Origin of the sequence: Clostridium septicum (assembly GCF_003606265.1) — a bacterium.
Taxonomy (GTDB): domain Bacteria; phylum Bacillota; class Clostridia; order Clostridiales; family Clostridiaceae; genus Clostridium; species Clostridium septicum.
This window is the reverse complement of sequence record NZ_CP023671.1, coordinates 533,987-556,986: the sequence shown is the minus strand read 5'-3', so window position 1 is coordinate 556,986 and position 23,000 is coordinate 533,987. Positions and strand designations below refer to the sequence as shown.

Sequence of the window (23,000 nt, the reverse complement as noted above, 5' to 3'; positions counted from 1 at the left end):
AAATTAAATTTTAAGCTTTTTTTATTTATCTTGCTCTCATTTTTGTTGCTTGTTGTCTAGCCTTTTTTAATTGACTATGGTCAAATGGGAATAAGTCCTTTTTAGTAGAAAGATTGGCTACATTTGATGCTATTATAACGTCAGAGTTTTCTTTACCTTTTTCACCAGAGATACCCATAATTATAACTTTATGACCTTGCTTTATATCAATAAATTCAGGTTTTTTAAACCATCTATTTTTCTTATATAATGCTTTAACTACACCTTTTCCAATATCTGATTTAACTATTAAGTTAACTTTTAATATTCTAAAAATACCTAATATATTTTTTTCTTCTAATTTAACTGATAAAACGGTACCAGAAGCACTAGTCATTCTATCTCCATATTTTTCTAGATATGCATCTGAAAAGTATTTAGTCATTTTATCTTTGAAACCCATAATAAAAACTCCTTTATATATACAAATATTAAAAACAAAATTATATATTATATCAGAATGATTATAACATACTTTATATTTTTATTAAATAGGAAATTATTATAACCATTACATTATGAAATTAATGTAAATATAAATAATTAAATTATATATAGTATAAATTAGACAAAATTTTAATATATATAATTAATTAAGTATTTAAGAGGAGAGAAGTATGAATTTAGATGTTAAGTTTAGCAATAGAAATGAAAAAAAGATAAATTATTTTTTAGATAAAATACACTTAAGTTATGGAGAGGAAATATTAGATGTAGGAACAGGTGATGGAATTCTAATACCATTTATAATGGAAAAGTGTGGTGATTGTAAAATTGATGCTGTAGATATTTCAGATGTGATGCTAGAATTTGCTAAAAGTAAATATGGAAATTTGCCTCAAGTGGTTTTTAAAAAGATTAATGTAGAAAATAATAAAATTACAAAAAAGTATAATAAAATAATTTTATATTCAGTATTTCAATATATACAAAGGAAAGTAGAAACTATATATAATCTTGTAAATGAAAATCTAAAGATAGATGGGAAATTAATAATAGCTTATCCAAATAGCAGAAAATACTTGAATAATTTACATAATTCAAAGAGAAAGTATTTAAATGAAGATAGACTAATAGATGTAAATCTTCAAAAAAATCTATTTAAGCTTGCAGGTCTTGATGTGGTAGAGGCTTTTGAAAATGATGATATGTATTATTTAATAATAAAAAGGGTTCAAAGCTAAGTATATAATAAATAAAGAGTATATTTATAAAAACAATATACTCTTTATTTATTATAATTATTTTGAGGTAATGTATTTTTCATATAATCCATTTAATAACTTTAAATGATGTTCTTCATCTAAAATTATTCTATTTATTATTGCAATTATGTTTTCATCCTGTATTTGATTAGCTGTTTTTCGATATTGAGCAATAGCAGCTTTTTCAGATTCAATATCATAAGTTAACATTTCTTTTAAAGTAGTTCCATATTGAACAAAATTAGGAGACCAATTTAATTTTTTATTTTTTTTATTAATCCAATATCCAGGATCACCACCTAAGACAACTATTAGTTCTCCAAGAATTTGCATATGATGCATTTCTACTTCTGCGATACCCATAAGTGTCGGAGTTACATCAGCATAATCTTCAAATAATTTAATCTCATGATAGGTATATTGAGTTATAGCTGAGAATTCAGATACCATTCCGGCATAGTTTATTTGGATTAAGTTAGCATATTGTAAGTTCTCAGTGTCAACCTCTATTTTAGGATAAGGTAAATCAGCATTAAACTGTACGGGAACCTCTTTTAAATCACTTCTCATTATATACTCCTTAAATTAATTATTAATAATTACAGTATATGCACGGATATATATAATGTAACTATAAATTATGGTATAAAATATTTATAAATAGGATTTAAATTGGAGAAAACATATAGTAATATACTATTAAGAATATTGTTAAAAAGGAGAATAAAGGTACATATGAATATTTTATTTGATGAAAAGGCAAAAGAGGGATTATTAGAATTAGTAAATAACGGAAGTAATGATTATGTTAGGGTAAAGGTGGCAGCTGTTGGATGTGGAAAACCTGCTTATGATATTTATTGCGATTATAAATCACAAAATGATATAGAAGTAGAAATTAATAGTATAAAATTTGTAATAGATAAAAAAGATGAAAGATTATGTGATAATATAGAAATTAAATATGATAAAGATATTTATAATAATGGATTTTATATAAGAAGCTTATAAAGTACTATAAAGCTTTTAAATAGCAGAATCAAAAGCAAATTGTCAAAAAAACTTCAAAAATTATTACTTTATAATAAGCAGAAGATTAAAAATAAATAATAATCTTCTGCTTAAATTATATTCTTATTAGTTAATTTTTTGTTTTAAATATATAGTAAGTAACATGTAGGTATAGTTGAAATATTAATGGTATATTTAAGAACAATTATGTAATGTTATGAATATATTATAGTACACAAAAGAAGAAGGTGATTATATGTGTTTTGGTGTTGGATTTAATAACAGATGTTGTTGTTGCTGTTGTTGTTGCAGAAGACGTAGAGGACGTAGAAGGCGTAGAAGAAGTTTTTAATATAATAATTAATTTCTTATAATTAATAAATTGAAATACCGTATTATTCGAAATGAGTATGCGGTATTTTTTTATTTACTCAAAAAGAAAATTGGTAAATAAATAATTACTTGCAAAATATGCTTACACAAAGACGTGTTTTATAACTCTCATTTAAAAGTTGAATCAATAATAAAAATCTATAATGATTCATAAGAAATATATAGTAACCAAATTGACATATTATTAATATTATATAGTATTAGAAAAATAGGAGGTATTTAAATTATGTTATGTTCTGAATCAACACAAACTCATGTTCATGAATTTGTTGGAAGTGTAAAATTAGCCGAATTTGGTGAAGATGTTCATAATCATCGTTTTGCAGGAGTTTCTGGAGAAGTTATTCCCGCAAAATGTGGTCATAGACATCGTATATGCACAAAAACAGATTTTTTTAATAATCACTTTCATAAGATTAATATAATTACAGGTCCACCAATACCAGTAGGTAATGGTAGACATGTACACTTTGTTTATGCATGCACAGAGATGAGTGATGGTCATAAACATCAATTTATAGTTGCAACTTTGATAGAAAATCCTATAGGAAATAGTGTAAGATGTTAAGATAAAAAATAAAATATATAGGTAGTCATAATTTCTATAAGGATAAAAGTAATATTATGGCTACCTTATTTTTATTTACTTAATTTAAAAAATAAATCAATCCATATATTAATTTGGAAATTTATAAAATATATAGTAAAATATAATAAAGAGAGGATAAAAAGGGGGCTATATTGTGGAAAATTATCAAAGAAAAATATCTTTAGAAAGAGCAGAAAAATTAAGAAATAATATTCAAGATTATTTAGATGTAAAAGACTTAATTAGATGTGGATTAAGGGAAAATGAAATTTTAAAAATAAAAGAAAGAAAAAATAAAATATTAAATTATTTTGGTGCCAGTGAAAAGGAATGGAATGATTGGAAGTGGCAGCTGAAAAATAGGATAGATAATGTAGACGTTGTCAAGGGGATTATAGAATTAGAAGATAGTGAATTTGAGGCTATAAAAAATGTAGGTAAAAAATATAGATGGGCAATTACCCCATATTATCTTTCATTAATTGATGAAGATAAGTTTAATCCAATAAGGTTACAAGCATTACCACTTGGTATTGAGCTTGAAACAGATGGAGAATTAGATCCTATGAAAGAGGAGTTTACTAATCCAGCAGGTTGTATTACAAGAAGATATCCAGATAGGCTTATTATAAATGTTACTAACGAATGTGCTATGTATTGTAGACATTGCCAAAGAAGAAGGAATATAGGAGCTGTAGATAAGCATAAATCAACAAATAAGCTTCAAGAGTCAATTGATTATATAAGAGAAAATCCAGAAATAAGAGATGTATTAATAACAGGAGGAGATTCATTAACATTATCTGATGAAATGTTAGACTGGTTATTAGGTGAACTAAGAAAAATAGATCATGTAGAAATAATAAGACTTGGAACAAGAACTTTAGTAACAATGCCTCAAAGAGTAACAGATAATTTAGTAAAAATAATAAGTAAATATCATCCAATATATATAAATACTCATTTTAATCACCCATTAGAAATAACATCTGAAACTAAAAATGCTTGCGAAAAGCTTGCAAATGCAGGTGTTCCTTTAGGAAATCAAGCAGTATTATTAAATGAGATAAATAATGATAAATATGTAATGCGTCTATTAAATCAAGAACTATTAAAAATAAGGGTTAGACCATATTATATATTTCATGGAAAACACGTAAAGGGGACAACTCATTTTAACACTTCCATTGATGATGGAATAGAAATAATGGAATATTTAAGAGGATATACATCAGGACTTGCAATTCCAACATTTATAGTAAATGCACCAGGAGGAAAAGGTAAAACACCTATACTTCCACAGTACTTAATTTCAAGGGGAAAGGGGTATGTAACTATAAGAACTTGGGAAGGTGAAGTAATAGAGTATTCTGACCATGAAACTAAAGATTTTAAAAGTTTATTAATAAATAGATAATAGATAGTAGTATAAAAGGTGAAGTTTTCCAGCTTCACCTTTTACAAATTAAAGTTTAATAATATATTTCTTTGGATCTATTTTATATTCAGTTAGCATTTCTATTAAAGTGTCTCTAAAATCATTTTCAATAGATTTTTTACCTTCAGTTTTTATCTCAGAAATAATTGTATTAAGATCTTTATTATGTTTATAGTTTTTTATAAGTATATCAGCAGTATTCATTATTAAATCTTCCCAACCTTCTACTAATATATTGAATTTATCTAATTCAAAAGATTTAGGGTGTTTACCAGTAAAATCATCATGTATATATAATTTATCTTCATTATTAGAGATATTATTTAGTGAATCTTTAAAGTTAGAGTTTTCATCTTTAATAATATTACTATCTTTAATTTCTTCTTTTGCCCATTTAATATATTTATCTATACTCATACTAATTTCATGAAGTCTAATAGCAGAAGATCTATATTTACCACTTAAAGAAAAATTTCTATCAGATTTTATTATTTCATTAGATTTATCTTCAATTGAGTCTATTGATGATTCTAGAGTTTTTTGTATATTCATTAAAGAGTCTATTATATTTTCAGTGAGATGTGGAAATTCTTTAGATAAAAATTCTATTACAGTAGGATCTATTATTGGATAGTCTCCTTTTTTCTCAGCTTCAATATTTTCATTAGAATATTTTAAAAAAGAAAATTTTTTATTGGACATTTAATTACTCCTTTCATTACGGAATTTCTTAATTAAGAAAAATTACCATACTAATTATTAATATAAATATTAATTTTAAAATATAACATTAAATAGTAGAAAAATAAAAATATAAAGAGCTAATAACAAAAGAAGATATTTTTCATAGTATGTAATATAACTAACTTTAAGATAAATGGAGGCTATACCAATGAAAGTATGTTTAGAATTAGTATCTCCTCAAGGATGCACACCAGCTGAATATAATATAATTGTCAAACCAGATTGCAAGTGTAGTGGAGAAAAAATAAGAGAGAATCTACCCAAAGCACTATATGGCAACGATATTAAGATTAACTTTATAGTAAAGTGCTGTGACGAAGTATTAGAAGCACCGAGTGTACCTTGTGATAACTTATTTGCATTATCACAACCTATTTTAGTAAAGGATAGCAATCCTTGTAATTGTCCACAAAATGACGATGATTGCTGTTATTGTGATTTTGATAATTGCAATTATGATTGTAACTATGGATTAAATGAAGATTTTACATCAATGTGTTGTTGCTCTTGTTCTAAAGAAAAACATTATGCAATAATAATAAGATCCTTTAGTCCGATAATTTCACAAATATTATATAACTATCCACAAATGTATATAACAGATTGTAGCAAAACCGTTAAGTTAACATTTATTTTTGATAAAAATGGAAGTGTAAGTCCATGTTTACCATGTTGTAATGATTGTGGTTGTGGCTGCGGTGGCTGTGGTGGTTGCGGCGGTTGTGGCGGTTGTGGCGGAGGATTTGGAAACGGATTCGGAGGCTGTGGTGGTTGGTTTTGGATAATATTATTACTATGTTTTTGTTGGTAATTAAATAAGTATAAAACAAGGAAATGATTGTTTTAAAAGAAAACTTCTAGAGAATTTTCTCTAGAAGTTTTTATTATTAAGCAAGTATATTTAAGAAAATATTTTTAATTTTAATAATGGTAAGTTCTATTCATATAATTTCTAAAGGAAGTAATGAATTTTGAGAATAATATTTTTAATTCTTTCATATTTATCCCTCCAATATATTTTATAATATTAGTATATTAAATATAAAATAATAAATGAAGAGTTAAGGGAAATATGAAATTTTTAATTTGTTAAATTTTTTATCACTAAACAGAATAATTAATAAAATATTTGTTTTTATTACAAATAATATTAGTAATTTGTTATTTAAATATAAAAAGTGTTAAATTTCATTTTGAAATTATAATAGCATAAAATAATAATAATATAAATTTGAAAGTCAGGGCAAAATAAATAGGAACTTTATTAAATTATTAGGAGTGATATAAAATGGAATTAAAAGATAGTAAAACTAAAGAGAATTTAATGAGAGCATTTGCAGGTGAAAGTCAAGCAAGAAATAGATATAATATAGCCGCTGGAATAGCTAAAAAAGAAGGTTTAAATATTATAGAGAAGGCTTTTAATTATACTGCAGATCAAGAAAGAGCTCATGCAAAAGTATATTATGAGGCTTTAAATGAATTTTCAGGACAAAATATAGGTGTAGGGCCTGCTGAATATCCAGTTGATGTTTATAATAATACTTTACAAGCATTAAAGGCAGCACAACATAATGAATATGAAGAATGGGATAAAGTATATAAAGAATTTGGAGAAATAGCAAAAGAAGAAGGTTTTACATTAATAGCATCACATTTTAATAAAATTGCTACAATAGAAAAAATTCATGGAGATAGATTTGGAAGATTTGCTATAGAATTGGAAAATGGAAGTTTATTTAAAAAAGAGGAAGAAGTACAATGGATGTGTACTAATTGCGGATTTATATATGAAGGAAAAGAAGCACCTAAGGTATGTCCAGTTTGTAGCCATCCTCAAGGCTATTTTTTAATATTTGCAACTTCATTATTTGAATAATAAGAAAGTTTAATATCTTTATTAAAAGAGACTTTATATAGATAGACACATATAAAAAATGTCTACTTGTATAGAGTCTTTTTTATTTAATTAAGAAAATAATATTTATTAATATTAAACTTATGATGTATAATACTAGTAAAATAATTAGTAGGAGATGAATACATGTACATAGCATTTGGTAGAAGAGTAGTAGATAGTGAGGAAGTAAGAAACACTATAGTAGATAATTCAGAATTTAGGATAGTAAAAGATATGAGTAAAGGCTCCAAAAGAGAAGACATAGTTGCTTTTAATTTAAGTATAGATATTGGAATATTAAGAGAGGTATTGGAAGATGATTATGATTTAAATCAATTAAGTGAAGATGAATTATTTGAAGAGTATTTGTCTTTAGCAGAGGAGTTAGCTACTGATATAGAAGAGTTTTGTCCAGATGAATCATTAATAGATATTAAAGCTTATAAGCTTGACGAATCAGATAATGATATTAAACTAGTTATGGTAATAGCTCATGAAGAACTAGGAGAACCTAAACTTAGAGACGTTATGAAAAGACTTTTAACTCAAGTAGAATAAATATATAAGCTAGAAGATTTAATCTCCTAGCTTAATTGTTTTAGATAGGTTTAAAATCTTTTAAAGAAATATCTAGCACATTAAATGAATGAGTTAAAGAGCCAACAGATATATAATCTACTCCAGTTTCTGCATAGTGCCTGATGGTATTTAGGTTCATATTTCTAGAGCATTCAGTTAAAGCTTTGTTATTAATTAGTTTAATCATATCTCTAACCATTTCAACAGGCATATTATCTAAAATAATTATATCAGCACCAGATTTTAAAGCTTCTAGAACATCTTCTTTAGTTTCAGTTTCTACTTCTATTTTTCTAACAAAAGAAGATGTAGATTTTGCAAGTTCAATAGCTTTAGTTATACTACCTGCATATCCTATATTATTATCTTTAATTAATATACTATCAGATAATGAGTATCTATGATTTTAACCACCACCTATTTTAACAGCATATTTTTCAAATATTCTTAAGTTAGGAGTTGTTTTTCTATTATCTAATATTTTAGTATTTAAGTCTTCAATTTTAGTGATAAAGGCTTTAGTAATAGTAGCAATTCCACTCATTCTTTGAAGAAGGTTTAGAGCTACTCTTTCACCTAAAAGTATATTTTGGGCATTACCCTTTAAAATCCCAATTCTTTTGCCTTTTTTTAAATAATCTCCCTCATTAACAAATAGAAAAAACTCTACATTACCAAGTATCTCAAAGACTCTATTAAAAATAGGTAATCCACATATAACACCATTTTCCTTTAGAATTAATGAGGCAGTTGCTAAGCTATCATCTTTCACAATTGAATTAGTAGTTATATCACCAAAAGGAATATCTTCGTTTAGAGCATCTTTTATTATTTTATCAATTAATAAATAATTCATTATATCTATTATCAGCCTTTCCTTTTAAAAAATTTATAAAGTTATCATGTGTAATATCTTTATGTTCTATATTAAATGAAAAGTTAGATATTAAAGGAGTAATCTTGTTAATCAGGCTATTAATATTTAATGAACATCTCCTTGAAAATACAAGAGCCTCTAATAAAGATTTACTAGCAAGTCTGTTAGAACCATGTACACCAGTACAGCTAACTTCTCCTACAGCATAAAGACCTAATAGTGAAGTAGCTGAATCTTTATTGACTTTAATACCTCCCATACAGTAATGGTGAGCAGGAGAAATAGGAATAAGCTGTTTATCCAGAGAATATCCTTTTTCTAAGCACTTATTATATATATAAGGAAATCTAAAATTTAGGAAATCTTTTCCTAAATGGCGCATATCTAAATATACATAGGGTTTAGAATTAGATTTTTCTATTTCTTTTAATATTGCTTTAGAAACAGTATCTCTTGGTAGAAGGGGGGTTATAAAAGCTTCTTTTTTTAGATTAAGTATTTTACCACCTTCACCTCTAAGAGATTCCGATAAAAGTAGCTTATTTCCATTCTTATCTTTTTCGTATAAAACAGTTGGATGTAATTGAAGATACTCCATATCTTTTAGTTCTATATCATGATTAAATGCAATAGCTAGTCCATCACCAGTTGAAGATTCTACATTAGTAGATGAATTAAATAATCCACCAATGCCACCAGTAGCTAAAATAGTGAATTTTGAATAAATATTAAAATAAATATTATTAGATAAGAATAACCCTCCAATACAACGGGATTTTTTTATTATATCTATTAGTTTAGTATTTTCTAGAATAGTTATGTTTTTTCTAGATAAAACCTTTTTTAGTAGTATCTCCATTACAGCTTTACCAGTTTGATCTTTAACATGTACAATTTTATTAGTTTTATGTCCACCCTCTTTAGTATAGTGAAGATTATTTTCATAAGTATCAAATTTAACACCTAAATTTATAAGATTTTTAATGTTATAAAGAGATTCTTTTGTTAATATTTTAACAGCACTAGGATCATTTTTAAAATTACCAGCTAAAATAGTATCTTCTTGAAATGATTTAATATCATTTGAATTTAAAGCTGTAGATATTCCCCCCTTGAGCTAAATAGCTATTGCAATTTAGTAAAGTATCTTTGGTAACTAATATTATTTTTAAATTAGAGTTTAAGTTTAGAGCAGAATAAAGTCCTGAAATACCTGTCCCAATGATTAAAACGTCACAGTCTTTAATCATTTTTATTTATTTGAAAGAATATGCATATTTTTAAGAGATTTTAAAGCTTTTAATCTAGTATATTCATTTAAATTAATTTCAAACTCTTCTTTTAATATGCAGTTATAAAGATCTTGTAAGGTTATCATTTTCATATTAGGACAAATTATCTTATTTTCAGGTGATATAAATATTTTATTAGGACTATTAAGTTTCATTTGATATAAAACTCCTTCTTCTGTAAGAACTATAAAGCCATCTGAATTAGAAGTTACACTATAATTTATAATTTCAGAGGTACTTCCAATAAAATAAGATTGAGCCCTTACTTTTTTTCTACATTCAGGATGAGAAAGAACTTCAAATTTAGGATATTTTGATTTTAATTCAAGAACCTCATCAACATCTATTCTTTCATGAGTAGGACAGAAGCCTTGGTATAAAATAAAATTTTTATTAGGGCACTTTTCCTGAAGGTATGACCCAAGATTTCTATCAGGAATAAAGATAGTATCTTTTTCAGAAATATTATCTAGAATGTCTTTTGCTGATGAGGATGTTACACATACATCGGAATTTGCTTTTATATCTATATTAGAATTTATATAAGTAACTACTTTTGCATTAGGATTTTTTAGTTTTAGTTCATTAAGTTTATTTAAAAGGCCTATATCAGCCATAGGGCAAGTTGCATCATTATTAGGAATAAGAATTTTTTTATTTGGAGAAAGTATCTTAGAACTTTCAGCCATAAATTTTACACCACAAAAAACTATCAAATCAGCATTGGATTCTAAGGCCTTTTTACTTAAGAAATAAGAATCACCAACTATATCTGCTATTTCCTGTATTTCATCAGATTGATAAAAGTGGGCTAAAATAAGAGCATTTTTTTCTTTTTTTAGCTTTAGAATTTCTTTTTTTAGGTCCATTAAACTTTATACGTCCTTCCTTAAAATTTTACAAGTGTATATACGTAAGTTTAATATTTGATATTTTACATATCAACCCATTAATAGAAAAAAATATTTTTTTTAGGAAAACTGTAAGAAAGAAGTAAATATTTTGTTATGAAATTGACACAATTTTTATAGTATAATATAGGAGAATAATTAAATATTCTAAGAATAAAGGAGAGGAAAAAGTTTTATGGAAAAAATTCTCCAAGACAGAATACAGTTGACAATTAAAAATTATAGAGAAGCAAAGGATAGTTTAAGAAATGATGGTGACTTATTAAATCATTTTGCGTCATTAGTTTATGCACATTATGAAAAAGAAATACCTGTTGAGAGAGTAAAAGAAATACGAAAATATATAAAAGCTACATCTTCAAGAGTATCACCTTTTAGAGGAGATATATTATATATGTTGTCATTGCTTATAGCATTAGAAGAGGGAAAAGAAAAAGAATTAGTTAATAATATTTACGATATAATGAATTTGCTTATAGAAGAAGGATTTAAAGAGTGTGATCATTTAGTATTGGCATCATTTGTTGTTGCAAAGTATGGAAGAAATAAAGACAAATATGAAATTATTAGAAAAATTAAAGATGTTTATATTATATTAAAAGAGAAATACTATAATATAACTCAAGAAGATGATTATTTAGTTTGTGCTTTATGGGCATTAAATGATATTGATGTACAAACTATAGATGAATTTATTGAAGTTGTTTATGATCAAATGTCATCTTTACAAATTAAATCTAAAAATGGAATACAAGGTTTAGGCAATGCTATTATACTAAATGGATCATCTGGTGATATGTATAGAACTATTGAGTTTATACTTCAATTAGAAAAAAGGGATTTAAAAATTGCACAGCAATTTTTACCCGTTTTAGGAGTAGTATCTAATTTAACTCCAAGAAAAAATGTAGAAATAGTAGAAGGTGTTATAGATTCACTTTGTGAAGAAGAAGCAGAATATGAATATTATATGGATAAAGGCTTTAGAACTATAATTGCAATTTCAATAGTTGCTTTTTGTATGGTTTCTGAGAAAAGAAGATATATGGATGAGTTATTAGCTCATGGTGTATATTGCTTTATACAGTCAAAGAATAAGGGAATATTTGCCGAAGTATTAGCTTAGTGAGGTAATATGAATGAACAAAATAATTTTACATGTTGACATGGATGCTTTTTTTGCAGCAGTGGAGCAAATGGACAATCCTAATTTAAAGGGTATGCCTGTTATAGTAGGTGGAATTAGTGAACGTGGTGTTGTATCAACATGTTCTTATGAAGCAAGAAAGTATGGAGTTCATTCAGGTATGCCTATATTTATAGCACAAAAACTATGCCCTCATGGGATTTATTTAAAATCCAGATACTATAGATATAAGGAAATTTCTAATAAAATATTTGAAATTTTTAGAGAAGTAACTGAGTTAGTTGAGCCATTATCTATTGATGAGGCTTACTTAGATGTTACTAATAGTTATTTTAAAAATGGTTTAGAAGCTGCAAAGTATATTAAAAAAAGAGTTTATAGAGAATTAAGCTTAACTTTATCTATAGGAATATCATATAATAAATTTTTAGCAAAATTAGCATCAGATTGGAATAAACCAAGTGGAGTAAAAATAATAACTAAAGAAATGATTCCTAAAATTTTATTTCCATTGTCTATATCTAAAATTTATGGGCTAGGATCAAAATCTGTTAAAAAATTAAATGATATGGGATTTTTTACTATAGGTGAGTTATATGAAATGCCTATTAATTTTTATGTAGAGTATTTAGGTAAAAATGGGTTAGATATATATTATAGAATAAGAGGTATAGACAATAGAGAAATTAGTGTTTGTAGAGATAGAAAGTCTTATGGTAAGGAAAGAACCTTAAAAACAGATACTAATGACAAAGAAGAATTATTGTTATATCTTAAAGAATTTTCTTTATTTATTAGTAAAGAGTTAAAAAGTAAAAATATCAAAGGTAAAACTATTACAATTAAATATAAAACAAGGAATTTTGAAAGTCATACTAGAAGTAGAACATTAAATTATTATACTAATGATTATGATGATTTTTTTAAAATAAGTAGTGAAATAATAGAATTAGAAACTTTTAAGGACAGAATAAGGCTAATTGGAATGACTATCTCATCATTTATGGAAAGTTCGGAGGAACAATTAAGTATATTTAAATAAATATACGAAAAATTCGAAAAAAATAAAAAAAAACTCGATAAATTCCATAAAAATACTGTTAATTAATTGAGTTTTATTTTATAATTATAAATACTAAAGTAAATCTTTAGTTTTTTAGGGAGGTATCAGAATATGAATAAACAAGATTTAGCAAGAATGATTGATCACACATTATTAAAGGCAGAAGCAACAGAAGCTCAAGTAGAAGAGTTATGTAAGGAAGCATTAGAATATAAATTTGCTTCAGTATGTATTAATCCAGGAATGGTTAAAAAAGCAGCAGAAATGTTAGCTGGAAGTGAAGTAAAGGTTTGTACAGTTATAGGATTTCCTTTAGGAGCAACAACTACAGCTGTTAAAGCTTTTGAAACTGAAGATGCAATAAAAAATGGAGCAACTGAAGTTGATATGGTTATTAACATAGGAAAGCTTAAGGAAAGAGATTTAGAATATGTTAAAAATGATATAAAGGCAGTTGTTGATGCAGCTAAAGGAAAAGCTTTAAGTAAAGTTATAATAGAAACTTGTCTATTAACTGATGAAGAAAAAGTTATAGCTTGCAAATTATCAAAAGAAGTAGGAGCCGATTTTGTTAAGACTTCAACTGGATTCTCAACAGGTGGAGCTACTGCAGCTGATATTAAATTAATGAGAGAAACTGTAGGACCAGAAATGGGAGTTAAAGCATCAGGAGCGGTTAGAAGCCAAGAAGATGCGATGACTATGATAGAAAATGGAGCAACTAGAATAGGAGCATCAGCTTCAATTGCTATTTGTGAAGGAAAAGTTTCAAATTCAAATTACTAAGAAATAAAATAAAGTACGCAATTGCGTACTTTTTTTTATTTTAAAATTAAAATAAAAAAACGTTCCCTAAAATGAGTTATTAAGAATATTAATATAGTAATCAACTAATAAAGGGGGGGAACTGCTTCTATAAAACTATGGATTATACTATAGTTTTCTAGTGGGAAAAAATGAAGAAAGAATTAACTTTTAAAGAAGTAAAATTTGATATTAAGTTTAAAGAAAGTTTACAAGAGGAAGAGGAAATCCCAGAAATAAAAGATGCTTATAGAAAAATTAGAAGGTCATTAAATATAAATAAAGAAGGATATAATTTATATTTAATAGAAAACTTTTCAAAGTATAAGCTAAAAGAACTTATAAAGTATATAAAGGAGCAGTATAAGGGATTAAAACCTCCAAAAGATATTTGCTATATTACATTAGAAGATGATAAAAGACCAGAGGCACTTTTGGTTGGTAATGGTAATGGAAAGAAATTGAAAAAATCAGTTGAAGAAATAAAAAATTCATACATTGATGTAGTAGAGGGATTTTATACTAGTTCAAATGATGATGAAAAAGATACTTTAATAGATGAAATTCAAAGTAAAAGGAATGACTATATTGAAGATCTTATGGATATGGCAAAGGCTGAAGGGTTTGAGGTAAAAGTTACAACGAAGGGATTTGCATTTATACCATTAAGTTCTGGAAAGATAATGACTGAAAAAGAGTATGATGATTTAGAGAAAGTAAAAAAAGAAGAAATAGTGACAAAAGCTTCATTATTAAAAAGGAAAGCAGAGGGAATATTAGAAAAGCTAAAAGATATAGAAGTAACATCAATTAAAAAATTAAAAAGTATGTTTTATGATTTTCTACAAAATGAAATGGAAGATATAAAGGATGAAATATTACTTGAATTTATAGAGGATGATAATATATATGAATATTTAGAAAGAATGTTTGTAGAAATAGAAAATGATATAGTAGGATGTTATACCATGAGTATAGAAGATGATGAGGAAGAACTATATAGAGCAATAAACAAATATGAAGTTAGAGTTTTAGTAGATAATAGCTTGAATACTAGTCCAGTTGTTATTTATGAGGATGATCCAAGTATAAATAACCTTATGGGGAATATAGAATATGAGAATAAAAACGGAATTTATACTACGGATATATCATTAATTAATCCAGGATCTATAATAAAAGCAAACGAAGGTTGTTTAATTATAAGAGTAAGTTCATTAGCAACTAATCCTTATAGTTATTATTATTTGAAGAAGTTTTTAATGACAGGTAAATTAAATTATGAATTTTCAAAAGGATATCCAGAAATAATGCCTATAAATGGTTTAAAACCTAGTCCTATAGAGTTGAATGTTAAAGTGATTTTAATTGGAGATTACGAAACTTATGATACTTTATATAATGCAGATGAAGATTTTAGAAAACTATTTTCTTTAAGAGCTGAATTTGATAATATAATTAATATTACAGAAAACACCAATTTATATATAAAAAATTATATTAAAGAGAAAATTAAAGAAAATGATCTTATGAATGTAGAGGATGAAGGAATACGAGAAGTATTAAAATATTTATCAAGAAAAGCTAGCAATAGAAATAAAATAAATGTAGATGATTATGATATAGAAAAATTAATGATTTTATCAAATGACTTAGCAAAAGAAAAAAATTCTAATATAATAACTAAACAGGATATAATTGAAATAGCATATGAAGAAGAGAGGATGGAAAAAGAATTTTCTAAAATGTATAAAGAAAACAAAATTTTAATCTCTATAACAGGAAAAAAAATTGGAGCTATAAATGCACTAGCTGTTTTAGATACGGGCTATAACTCTTTTGGAAAACCAATGAGAATAACCTGTGTAGCCTATAAAGGATCTGGAAAGATAGTAGACATTCATAAAGAAAGTAATTTAAGTGGTAAAATTCATGGAAAATCAATAAATATTCTAACTGGATTATTAAACAATATATTAGATCCATATAAAACATTGCCAGTTGATTTTCATTTAAGCTTTGAGCAAATTTATGGATTAATAGAAGGGGATAGTGCATCAGTAGCAGAGGCTGTATGTATTTTATCAGCAATAAGCAAACGATCTATAAGACAAAATATAGCAATAACGGGATCTTTAAATCAATTTGGTGAAGTTCAGGCTATAGGTGGAGTAAATGAAAAGATAGAAGGGTTTTATAAAATATGTAGATTGTTGAATGATGAAAATGGTAAAGGGGTTATTATTCCCAATAGTAACAAAGATGAATTAATATTAATACCAGAAGTTGAAGATGCCATAGAAAATGGAAAATTCCATATATATACTATGGAAAATTTAGATGATGCAATAGAAACAATGATACTTGACGATGGAGAAACAATAGATGAATTTTTTGAAAGTATAAAAGAAGAAATTAAAAAATATGAAAATATAGATTCAAATGAGTAATAAATTAAGGTAGTTTAATTAAAATAATTAAACTACCTTTTTGTATATTATTTAAAATAGTAATTTTTATATTTGACTATGAATAAACTAATATGTTAAAATTATGGAAAAAGAAGGAAAAGGGAGGTGTATTACTCTAAAGTTATTTGTTCTTTAGAGTGGCTTATATGTATTTAAAATTTGATAAAAATATGGACAAACTAATAATAAGCTTAATGGGAGAATTAGATCATCATAGTGCAGAAGAAGTTAGAGTTAAGATAGATGATAGAATAGATAGGGATAACATAAAAAAAGTTATATTAAATTTTAATGGTGTTACATTTATGGATAGTTCAGGAATTGGGGTGGTAATTGGGAGACTGAAGAAAATGCAAAATAGAGAAGGAAAACTTTGTGTTGCAGATGTTAATAGAACTGTAAATAGAGTATTTGAAATTTCAGGTATGTATAAGATTATAGATTCTTATTGTAGTGTAGATGAAGCAATGGAATGCATTTAAATGGAGGGTTTAAAAATGATAGATGTAGATAACAAAATAAGTATAGAATTAATGAGTAAATCTGAAAATGAAGGATTTGCAAGGGTTGCAGTAGCTGCGTTTGTATCACAATTAGACCCGACAGTTGAAGAAATAACGGATGTTAAGACGGCAGTTTCAGAAGCGGTAACAAATTCCATAATTCATGGTTACGAAAATAGAAAAGAGGGCATAATAAAAATAGAAGCATATATAGTAGGGGCAGAAGTAGTCATTACAATTGAGGATTCAGGAAGGGGGATAAGTAACGTAGAACAAGCAATGGAACCTCTTTATACATCAAGGCCTGAATTAGAAAGATCAGGTATGGGATTTACAGTTATGGAGTCATTTATGGACAGTTTAGAGGTTGAAAGTAAAGAAGGAGTTGGAACTAAAGTTGTAATGAAGAAAAAATTTAATACGGTAAGTTAGGTGGAGTTTATGGAGAATGGAATTTTAAGAAGAGAGGAATATAATTATGACGATAACTCACAATTAATACCTCTAGCTAAAGCTGGCGATAAAGAAGCTATGGATAGAGTTATAGAAATGAATTTACCATTAGTATCTTCAATTAGTAAAAAATTTTTAAATAGAGGATATGACTATGAGGATATATTTCAAATAGGCTCTATTGGATTAGTTAAAGCAATCAAAAATTTTGATTCTAAATTTAACGTTAAATTTTCGACTTATGCAGTACCAATGATTATAGGAGAAATAAAAAGGTTCATAAGAGATGATGGAATGATAAAGGTTAGTAGGAATGTAAAAAGCTTAGCTAGAAAATTACATTTCGATAAAGAAGAGTTAACAAAAAAGTTGGATCGGGATCCAACTATTGAAGAGTTGTCAGAGTTTTCTGGTGTAGATAAAGAAGAAATATTATTTGCAATAGAATCTTCAAATAGTTTACAATACCTTTATGATACGATTCACCAAGATGATGGTGCTCCAGTTTTATTAATCGATAAACTAAGTGAAAAATGTGAAGAAGATACAGACATGATTGATAAAATAGCATTAAAGGAAGCTTTAAGAAGTTTAGATAATAAGGCGAGACAAATAATAATGCTTAGATATTTTAAAGATAAGACTCAAGTTCAAGTAGCAAAACTTTTAGGGATAAGTCAAGTTCAAGTATCTAGAATAGAAAAGAAGGTTTTAGTACAAATGAGAAATAGATTACAAGATTGAAGTTGATTTAAGAGGTAAATAAAATGAAATATAAATTAAACTACTTAGAAAGAATTACTAAAATAGTGCTGTAAAGTTGATTTTACAGCACTATTTTTATTTTTAAAATAATACTTATTTAAAATTAGTTTATTATTAAATTTTTTTGGAATAATAAACTTTATAGGTAGAGAAAGGAGAGATAGTGTTATGGCAAAAAAACACTCAGCTAAAGAGCAACAAATAGTTAATAGATTTAAAACTATTACAAAAGAAGCAGAGCCTAAACCTAAAATAGTAAAGAATTGTGCAAGAGCATTTTTAGTTGGAGGAGCTATTTGTACTATTGGGCAGATTTTTCAATTTCTTTTACTTAAATATGGTTTTCCAGAAGAAGAAGTAAAAACATTATTACCAATAATTTTAGTGTTTTTAGGAGCTTTATTAACTGGGGTTGGTATTTATGATAAAATAGCAAATTTTGGTGGTGCGGGTACGGTAGTTCCTATTACGGGATTTGCTAATGCTATAGTAGCTCCAGCAATTGAGTTTAAAAAGGAAGGATTTGTGTTTGGAGTTGCAGCAAAGATGTTTACAATTGCAGGACCAGTCTTAGTATATGGAATTGGTAGTTCAGTAATTATAGGAATAATATATTATTTTATAAAAGTATTTATGTAAAACTTTTATATAAATATGTCATAATGGAGGAATTTAATATGAACAACCAAAATACAAAAAAAGTAGGTAAACATACCGTAAAATTAAGTAATCCACCCAAAATAATAGCTACATATTCAATAGTGGGTCCTAAAGAAGGTGAAGGACCGTTAAAAGATTATTTTGATGAAATTTTAAATGATGATACTTGTGGTAAAGATAGTTACGAAAAAGCAGAAAGTGATATGATGCATACTGCAATAAGAGGCGTTCTTGGCAGAACAAATTTAAAAGAAGAAGATATAGATTATTTATTTGCAGGAGATTTATTAAATCAAATTACTTCATCTTCTTTTGCAGCTAGACAGCTTAATATACCCTTTTTTGGACTTTACGGAGCATGTTCAACAATGGCTGAATCTTTAAGTGTTGCAGCTATGATGATGGATGGAGGCTTTGCAAATCATGTAATTGCATCAACTTCATCGCATTTTAGTGCAGCTGAAAGACAGTTTAGATTTCCATTAGAATATGGTTGCCAAAGATGTGCAACTTGTCAATGGACAGTTACTGGTTCAGGAGCAATGTTGCTTGCTAAAGATGGAAATTTTCCAGAAATAACTTATGTAACAACAGGTGTTGTGAAAGATTATGGAATAAAGGATGCAAATAATATGGGAGCAGCTATGGCACCAGCGGCAGTAGATACATTAGTTAGACATTTTAAAGATACAGGAAGACAACCTGGATTTTATGATGTAATAGCTACAGGAGATTTAGGAAAAGTAGGTAAGGAAATAACTAATAAGTTAATGATGGAATACGGTTATGATATAAGAGAAAATTATGTAGATTGTGGAGACATGATATTTGATGATGTAGTACAAAATACAGATGCTGGAGGTAGTGGATGTGGATGTTCAGCAGTTGTGGCATCTGGATGTTTTTATAAAAAGTTAATGAGAAAAGAGATTAAAAGTGTACTATTGGTATCAACAGGAGCATTAATGAGTACAACTTCATCTCTTCAAGGAGAAACTATTCCAGGAATAGCACATGCTGTAGCAATTGAATATAAAGGAAAATAAGAAAAAAGGAAGGGATATTAATGCAATTTGTAAATGCATTCATTATAGGTGGACTTATTTGTGTAGTTGGGCAAATATTAATGGACACAACAAAATTAACACCTGCAAGGATATTAGTTATATTTGTTACTCTAGGAGCGATACTAGGAGCTTTTGGTTTATATGATAAACTTATAGATATTGGAGGAGCAGGTGCCTCTGTTCCTTTACCTGGATTCGGAAATTCCTTGGCTAAAGGAGCAATAAAAGCAGTTAATGAAAAAGGATTAATAGGAGCATTTACAGGTGGTATATCAGGAACAGCTGCTGGTATAACAGCTGCTATATTTTTTGGTTATATAATGGCTTGTATTTTTAATCCTAAAACTAAATCTTAAAATAATTAAATAGAATAATTTGATATTTGTTACCTGACAATTTATACTATAAAGTGTCAGGTAATTTTTAATGTCTTTTTTAATATAATTCATAAATTTATTAAATGATAAAAATATCTATGTAGGAAGGCGAGGGATAAGAATAAATATGAAATCATATTATGGTGCTAGCTCTACAAAATTAGTAGAGTCCTTAGAAAGTGATATAAATAAGGGGTTATCAGCAGATGAGTGTCTTTTAAGAAGAGATAAGTATGGGGATAATAAAATAGATACTCCAGGTAGTATTAGAAGGATAGGTATATTAAAAAGTTTTTTAAAAGAAAAATATGTATATTTTTATTTTATAATTATTGGAATATTTATATTAAATAAATTTAATATAATGGCAATTATAACATCATTACTATTTATTTATAATCTAATATTTAAAATATATTATGAATTTACCAAGGCTAAAGAAATTGAAATATTACAAAGTTTAAATACCTCACAGGTATCTGTATTACGAGACGGTATAGAAAGAATTATAGAAGCAGAAGAGCTAGTAAAAGGTGATATAGTAAGATTCAGAAAAAACTCATTTATATCAGCAGATATAAGAATAATCGAAAGTGAAGGATTAAAAGTAGATGAAAGAAATGTAACTGGAGAAAGTTTATTAAAGGATAAGTATGAGACTAAGCTAGATGGTAGTGTAGCTTCTCTAGGAGAAATACATAATATGCTATTTAGGGGATCGGTTATAAAGGAAGGTAATGGAATAGGAATAGTTGTTGAAACAGGAAGAAATACTAGACTAGGAAAAATGTTAACAGTTATAAACAATTCCAAACTAAACAAAAGATCGCTATTTTTTAAAGTGGAAAATATAATATATAAGATATGTATATGTTTAATTTTAGTACAAGTTATTTTTACTTTAGTATTGCCAGGTAGTTTTAAGGGGAAAAGTGAATTATTTTTTGTAGGTATATTTTGCATAATAACAATAGCACTTCCAAATTTAATTAGTAAATATACAAAAGAAACAAAAAGAAGATTATTACTAGATGGTTATGATTTAATTAATTTTTCAGCGTTAGATTCAGTAAAAGATATAAAAGTTATTTTTTTAGAGAAGACAGGAACAATAACAAAAAGGGAATTATATTTGGAAAAAATATATACAAATGAGGAAATTATAGAAAAGGGAAAAATAGATATAAAAGATATAAATAATAAAAGATTATTAGATATATCAATGCTATGTAACAATGCAAAATACAATGGGGATACTGAATGGTCAAAAGGAAATATGCTGGAAGTAGCATATATAAAATTTGCTAGAGAAAGGCGTTTGGATAAGTTAGATTTAGAGAGAAAAAATAGAAGAAAATTTGAAGTTGCAAGAGATTCTAGCAAAAAAATATATACCACAATAAACAAGGGTGATAAAGGATATAGGGCAAATACTAGAGGAACATTAGAAAGTGTATTAGAAGTATGTACACATATATTAGTTAATGGAATTGAGAGAGAACTTACATCAGAAGATATAAATAAAATTAAAATGATAGATATGATTTTTAAGAGAGAAGGCTTAGTAACAGATGCTTTTGCATATAGAAGTTTTAATTATGAGCCATCAAGATCTGAAAATATAGAAAGTAATTTAGTATTTGTAGGCTTAGCAGCATTAAGTAATCCTTTAGTAGATGGAATTACAGTAGAAATAGAAGAAATAAAGGAAAAGGGTGTATTACCAATAATATTTACAGATGAAAATAAAATTTCAGGAGAAATATTAGGAAGAGAAGTAGGGCTTATAAAATCATCTAAAGAAGTAATTTCAGGTATAGAATTACAATCTTTAGGAAAAGATGAATTTTATAAAGTTATTTCAAGAACAAAGGTTTTTTGTAGGTTGACACCAGCATTAAAGGCCAGTATAGTAAATGTTTTTAGAGAGGATGGCTTTAAAATAGCTTGTGAAGGTGAAACTTTAGGAGAATTGCCTATTGTAAATTTAGCTGATTTTAGCGTAGCTAAGGGGGAGGCAACAGGCTTTTTTAAGAAGAGTTGTGATGTTTATAGTGACAAAGGAATTATTAGTGCGTTTAATAAATTAACTGAAGAAGGAAAGACTTTATTTAATGGCATAAATAATGCAGTAAGTATATATGTTTTAGGAATTATAGCTGAACTTTTTGCTTTAAACTTTAATTACTTATTATCAGATAAAATTATTTTTAAACAATATAATGTATTATTAATGAATTTCTTATTACTTACACCGATAATATTGTTAAATATGGAGTATAGAAAAGTAGATATAAAGAAACATAAAGTGCTCTTAGAGCTTGGATTAATCAGTGTATTAGTTTCAGGAGCTATATTTATTTTACCAGAAGAAAATGAATTTGCATTATTTATGATAATAGGTGGAATCTTAATATTTAATACATTACTAAATTCAAAAATTAGCTTTAGAAATATAAATAGAGGAAATAAACTACTATTATTAATTATTTTAATATATGCATTAATAGGTGGTTTTATATATTTTTTAAATGGAGCTATATATAGTACAAGTATGATTGCTATAATAATTGCAACTATATTTACTTTTATTGTAGGAGATATAATTATAAAAAGATGGCAAAACTTATAATAAGAGGTGATGCCATGTATCTTAAGGAATTACAAGATAAAAAGGATTATTTAATATATATTTTTTGTATATTCATATTA

Annotated in this window: 22 protein-coding genes and 2 pseudogenes; 18 read left to right on the top strand and 6 right to left on the bottom strand. The window is 26.6% G+C overall.

Annotated features, from left to right (window positions below; all coding sequences use genetic code 11):
• Positions 1-25 precede the first annotated feature (25 nt).
• Entirely contained in the window at positions 26-442 is a 417-nt protein-coding gene (locus CP523_RS02455; RefSeq protein ID WP_066673959.1) for a hypothetical protein, read from the bottom strand.
• Positions 443-656: 214 nt separating this feature from the next.
• On the opposite strand from CP523_RS02455, the gene CP523_RS02450 reads away from it, so the two are divergent.
• Entirely contained in the window at positions 657-1,223 is a 567-nt protein-coding gene (locus CP523_RS02450) for an SAM-dependent methyltransferase (RefSeq protein ID WP_120140462.1), read from the top strand.
• A 57-nt stretch (positions 1,224-1,280) separates the two neighbouring features.
• Here the strand turns inward: CP523_RS02450 and CP523_RS02445 are convergent, their stop codons facing one another.
• Positions 1,281-1,814 carry a ferritin-like domain-containing protein gene (locus tag CP523_RS02445; protein WP_066673961.1) on the bottom strand — a complete coding sequence of 178 codons (534 nt, stop codon included), beginning with the start codon at positions 1,812-1,814 and terminating at the stop codon, positions 1,281-1,283.
• Between the two features lie 165 nt (positions 1,815-1,979).
• Here CP523_RS02445 and CP523_RS02440 point away from each other — a divergent pair, with 165 nt between their 5' ends.
• The 3 genes from CP523_RS02440 to eam all read left to right on the top strand — a co-directional run bounded on the left by CP523_RS02440 (position 1,980) and on the right by eam (position 4,654).
• Entirely contained in the window at positions 1,980-2,255 is a 276-nt protein-coding gene (locus CP523_RS02440) for an iron-sulfur cluster assembly accessory protein (protein WP_120140461.1), read from the top strand.
• Between the two features lie 619 nt (positions 2,256-2,874).
• Positions 2,875-3,216, top strand: a complete 342-nt coding sequence (locus CP523_RS02435; protein ID WP_066673967.1) for a YmaF family protein — start codon at positions 2,875-2,877, stop codon at positions 3,214-3,216.
• Positions 3,217-3,391: 175 nt separating this feature from the next.
• A complete protein-coding gene (eam, locus tag CP523_RS02430; protein WP_341402332.1) occupies positions 3,392-4,654 on the top strand; it encodes a glutamate 2,3-aminomutase in 1,263 nt (420 codons plus the stop codon).
• A 48-nt stretch (positions 4,655-4,702) separates the two neighbouring features.
• Here eam and CP523_RS02425 read toward each other — a convergent pair whose 3' ends face one another.
• Positions 4,703-5,377 carry a hypothetical protein gene (locus tag CP523_RS02425; protein ID WP_066673969.1) on the bottom strand — a complete coding sequence of 225 codons (675 nt, stop codon included), beginning with the start codon at positions 5,375-5,377 and terminating at the stop codon, positions 4,703-4,705.
• Positions 5,378-5,567: 190 nt separating this feature from the next.
• Here CP523_RS02425 and CP523_RS16275 point away from each other — a divergent pair, with 190 nt between their 5' ends.
• From CP523_RS16275 to CP523_RS02410, 3 genes are all read left to right on the top strand, one after another.
• Positions 5,568-6,230: a hypothetical protein gene (locus CP523_RS16275; protein ID WP_227909586.1), complete on the top strand. Its 663-nt coding sequence runs from the start codon at positions 5,568-5,570 to the stop codon at positions 6,228-6,230.
• A gap of 477 nt (positions 6,231-6,707) precedes the next feature.
• Complete coding sequence (rbr, locus tag CP523_RS02415; protein WP_066673970.1) at positions 6,708-7,298, top strand: rubrerythrin; 591 nt, start codon at positions 6,708-6,710, stop codon at positions 7,296-7,298.
• A 165-nt stretch (positions 7,299-7,463) separates the two neighbouring features.
• The gene (locus CP523_RS02410; protein ID WP_066673972.1) at positions 7,464-7,877 is read left to right on the top strand and encodes a hypothetical protein; all 414 of its coding nucleotides are present in this window, start codon (positions 7,464-7,466) and stop codon (positions 7,875-7,877) included.
• A gap of 40 nt (positions 7,878-7,917) precedes the next feature.
• Here the strand turns inward: CP523_RS02410 and nadC are convergent.
• From nadC to nadA, 3 genes and pseudogenes are all read right to left on the bottom strand, one after another.
• Positions 7,918-8,754, bottom strand: a pseudogene (gene nadC, locus CP523_RS02405) (carboxylating nicotinate-nucleotide diphosphorylase).
• Positions 8,735-10,025 (bottom strand): annotated as a pseudogene (locus tag CP523_RS02400) (L-aspartate oxidase). Before CP523_RS02400 ends, nadC begins: the two co-directional pseudogenes overlap by 20 nt.
• A 2-nt stretch (positions 10,026-10,027) precedes the next feature.
• Positions 10,028-10,936: a quinolinate synthase NadA gene (nadA, locus tag CP523_RS02395; RefSeq protein WP_066673973.1), complete on the bottom strand. Its 909-nt coding sequence runs from the start codon at positions 10,934-10,936 to the stop codon at positions 10,028-10,030.
• A gap of 217 nt (positions 10,937-11,153) precedes the next feature.
• Between nadA and CP523_RS02390 the strand changes: the two genes are divergently transcribed.
• The 11 genes from CP523_RS02390 to CP523_RS02340 all read left to right on the top strand — a co-directional run bounded on the left by CP523_RS02390 (position 11,154) and on the right by CP523_RS02340 (position 22,920).
• On the top strand, positions 11,154-12,104 hold the full coding sequence (locus CP523_RS02390) for a DUF4003 family protein (protein WP_066673975.1): 951 nt from the start codon (positions 11,154-11,156) through the stop codon (positions 12,102-12,104).
• 13 nt (positions 12,105-12,117) lie between these two features.
• Positions 12,118-13,167 (top strand): DNA polymerase IV, encoded by a 1,050-nt coding sequence (locus CP523_RS02385; protein WP_066673980.1) that lies wholly within the window; start codon positions 12,118-12,120, stop codon positions 13,165-13,167.
• Positions 13,168-13,299: 132 nt separating this feature from the next.
• On the top strand, positions 13,300-13,974 hold the full coding sequence (gene deoC / locus CP523_RS02380; RefSeq protein ID WP_066673982.1) for a deoxyribose-phosphate aldolase: 675 nt from the start codon (positions 13,300-13,302) through the stop codon (positions 13,972-13,974).
• A 170-nt stretch (positions 13,975-14,144) separates the two neighbouring features.
• Positions 14,145-16,442 (top strand): AAA family ATPase, encoded by a 2,298-nt coding sequence (locus CP523_RS02375; RefSeq protein WP_066673984.1) that lies wholly within the window; start codon positions 14,145-14,147, stop codon positions 16,440-16,442.
• Between the two features lie 167 nt (positions 16,443-16,609).
• Positions 16,610-16,945, top strand: a complete 336-nt coding sequence (gene spoIIAA, locus CP523_RS02370; RefSeq protein WP_066674084.1) for an anti-sigma F factor antagonist — start codon at positions 16,610-16,612, stop codon at positions 16,943-16,945.
• A gap of 15 nt (positions 16,946-16,960) precedes the next feature.
• Positions 16,961-17,398: an anti-sigma F factor gene (gene spoIIAB / locus CP523_RS02365; RefSeq protein WP_120140460.1), complete on the top strand. Its 438-nt coding sequence runs from the start codon at positions 16,961-16,963 to the stop codon at positions 17,396-17,398.
• 9 nt (positions 17,399-17,407) lie between these two features.
• On the top strand, positions 17,408-18,163 hold the full coding sequence (gene sigF / locus CP523_RS02360) for an RNA polymerase sporulation sigma factor SigF (protein WP_066673988.1): 756 nt from the start codon (positions 17,408-17,410) through the stop codon (positions 18,161-18,163).
• A 189-nt stretch (positions 18,164-18,352) separates the two neighbouring features.
• Positions 18,353-18,823, top strand: a complete 471-nt coding sequence (gene spoVAC, locus CP523_RS02355; RefSeq protein WP_066673989.1) for a stage V sporulation protein AC — start codon at positions 18,353-18,355, stop codon at positions 18,821-18,823.
• A 38-nt stretch (positions 18,824-18,861) separates the two neighbouring features.
• Positions 18,862-19,890, top strand: coding sequence for a stage V sporulation protein AD (gene spoVAD / locus CP523_RS02350; protein WP_066673990.1), 1,029 nt, complete (start codon positions 18,862-18,864; stop codon positions 19,888-19,890).
• A gap of 20 nt (positions 19,891-19,910) precedes the next feature.
• Entirely contained in the window at positions 19,911-20,267 is a 357-nt protein-coding gene (gene spoVAE, locus CP523_RS02345) for a stage V sporulation protein AE (protein WP_066673991.1), read from the top strand.
• Positions 20,268-20,415: 148 nt separating this feature from the next.
• Positions 20,416-22,920 carry a P-type ATPase actuator domain-containing protein gene (locus tag CP523_RS02340; RefSeq protein ID WP_066673993.1) on the top strand — a complete coding sequence of 835 codons (2,505 nt, stop codon included), beginning with the start codon at positions 20,416-20,418 and terminating at the stop codon, positions 22,918-22,920.
• Positions 22,921-23,000: the final 80 nt, after the last annotated feature.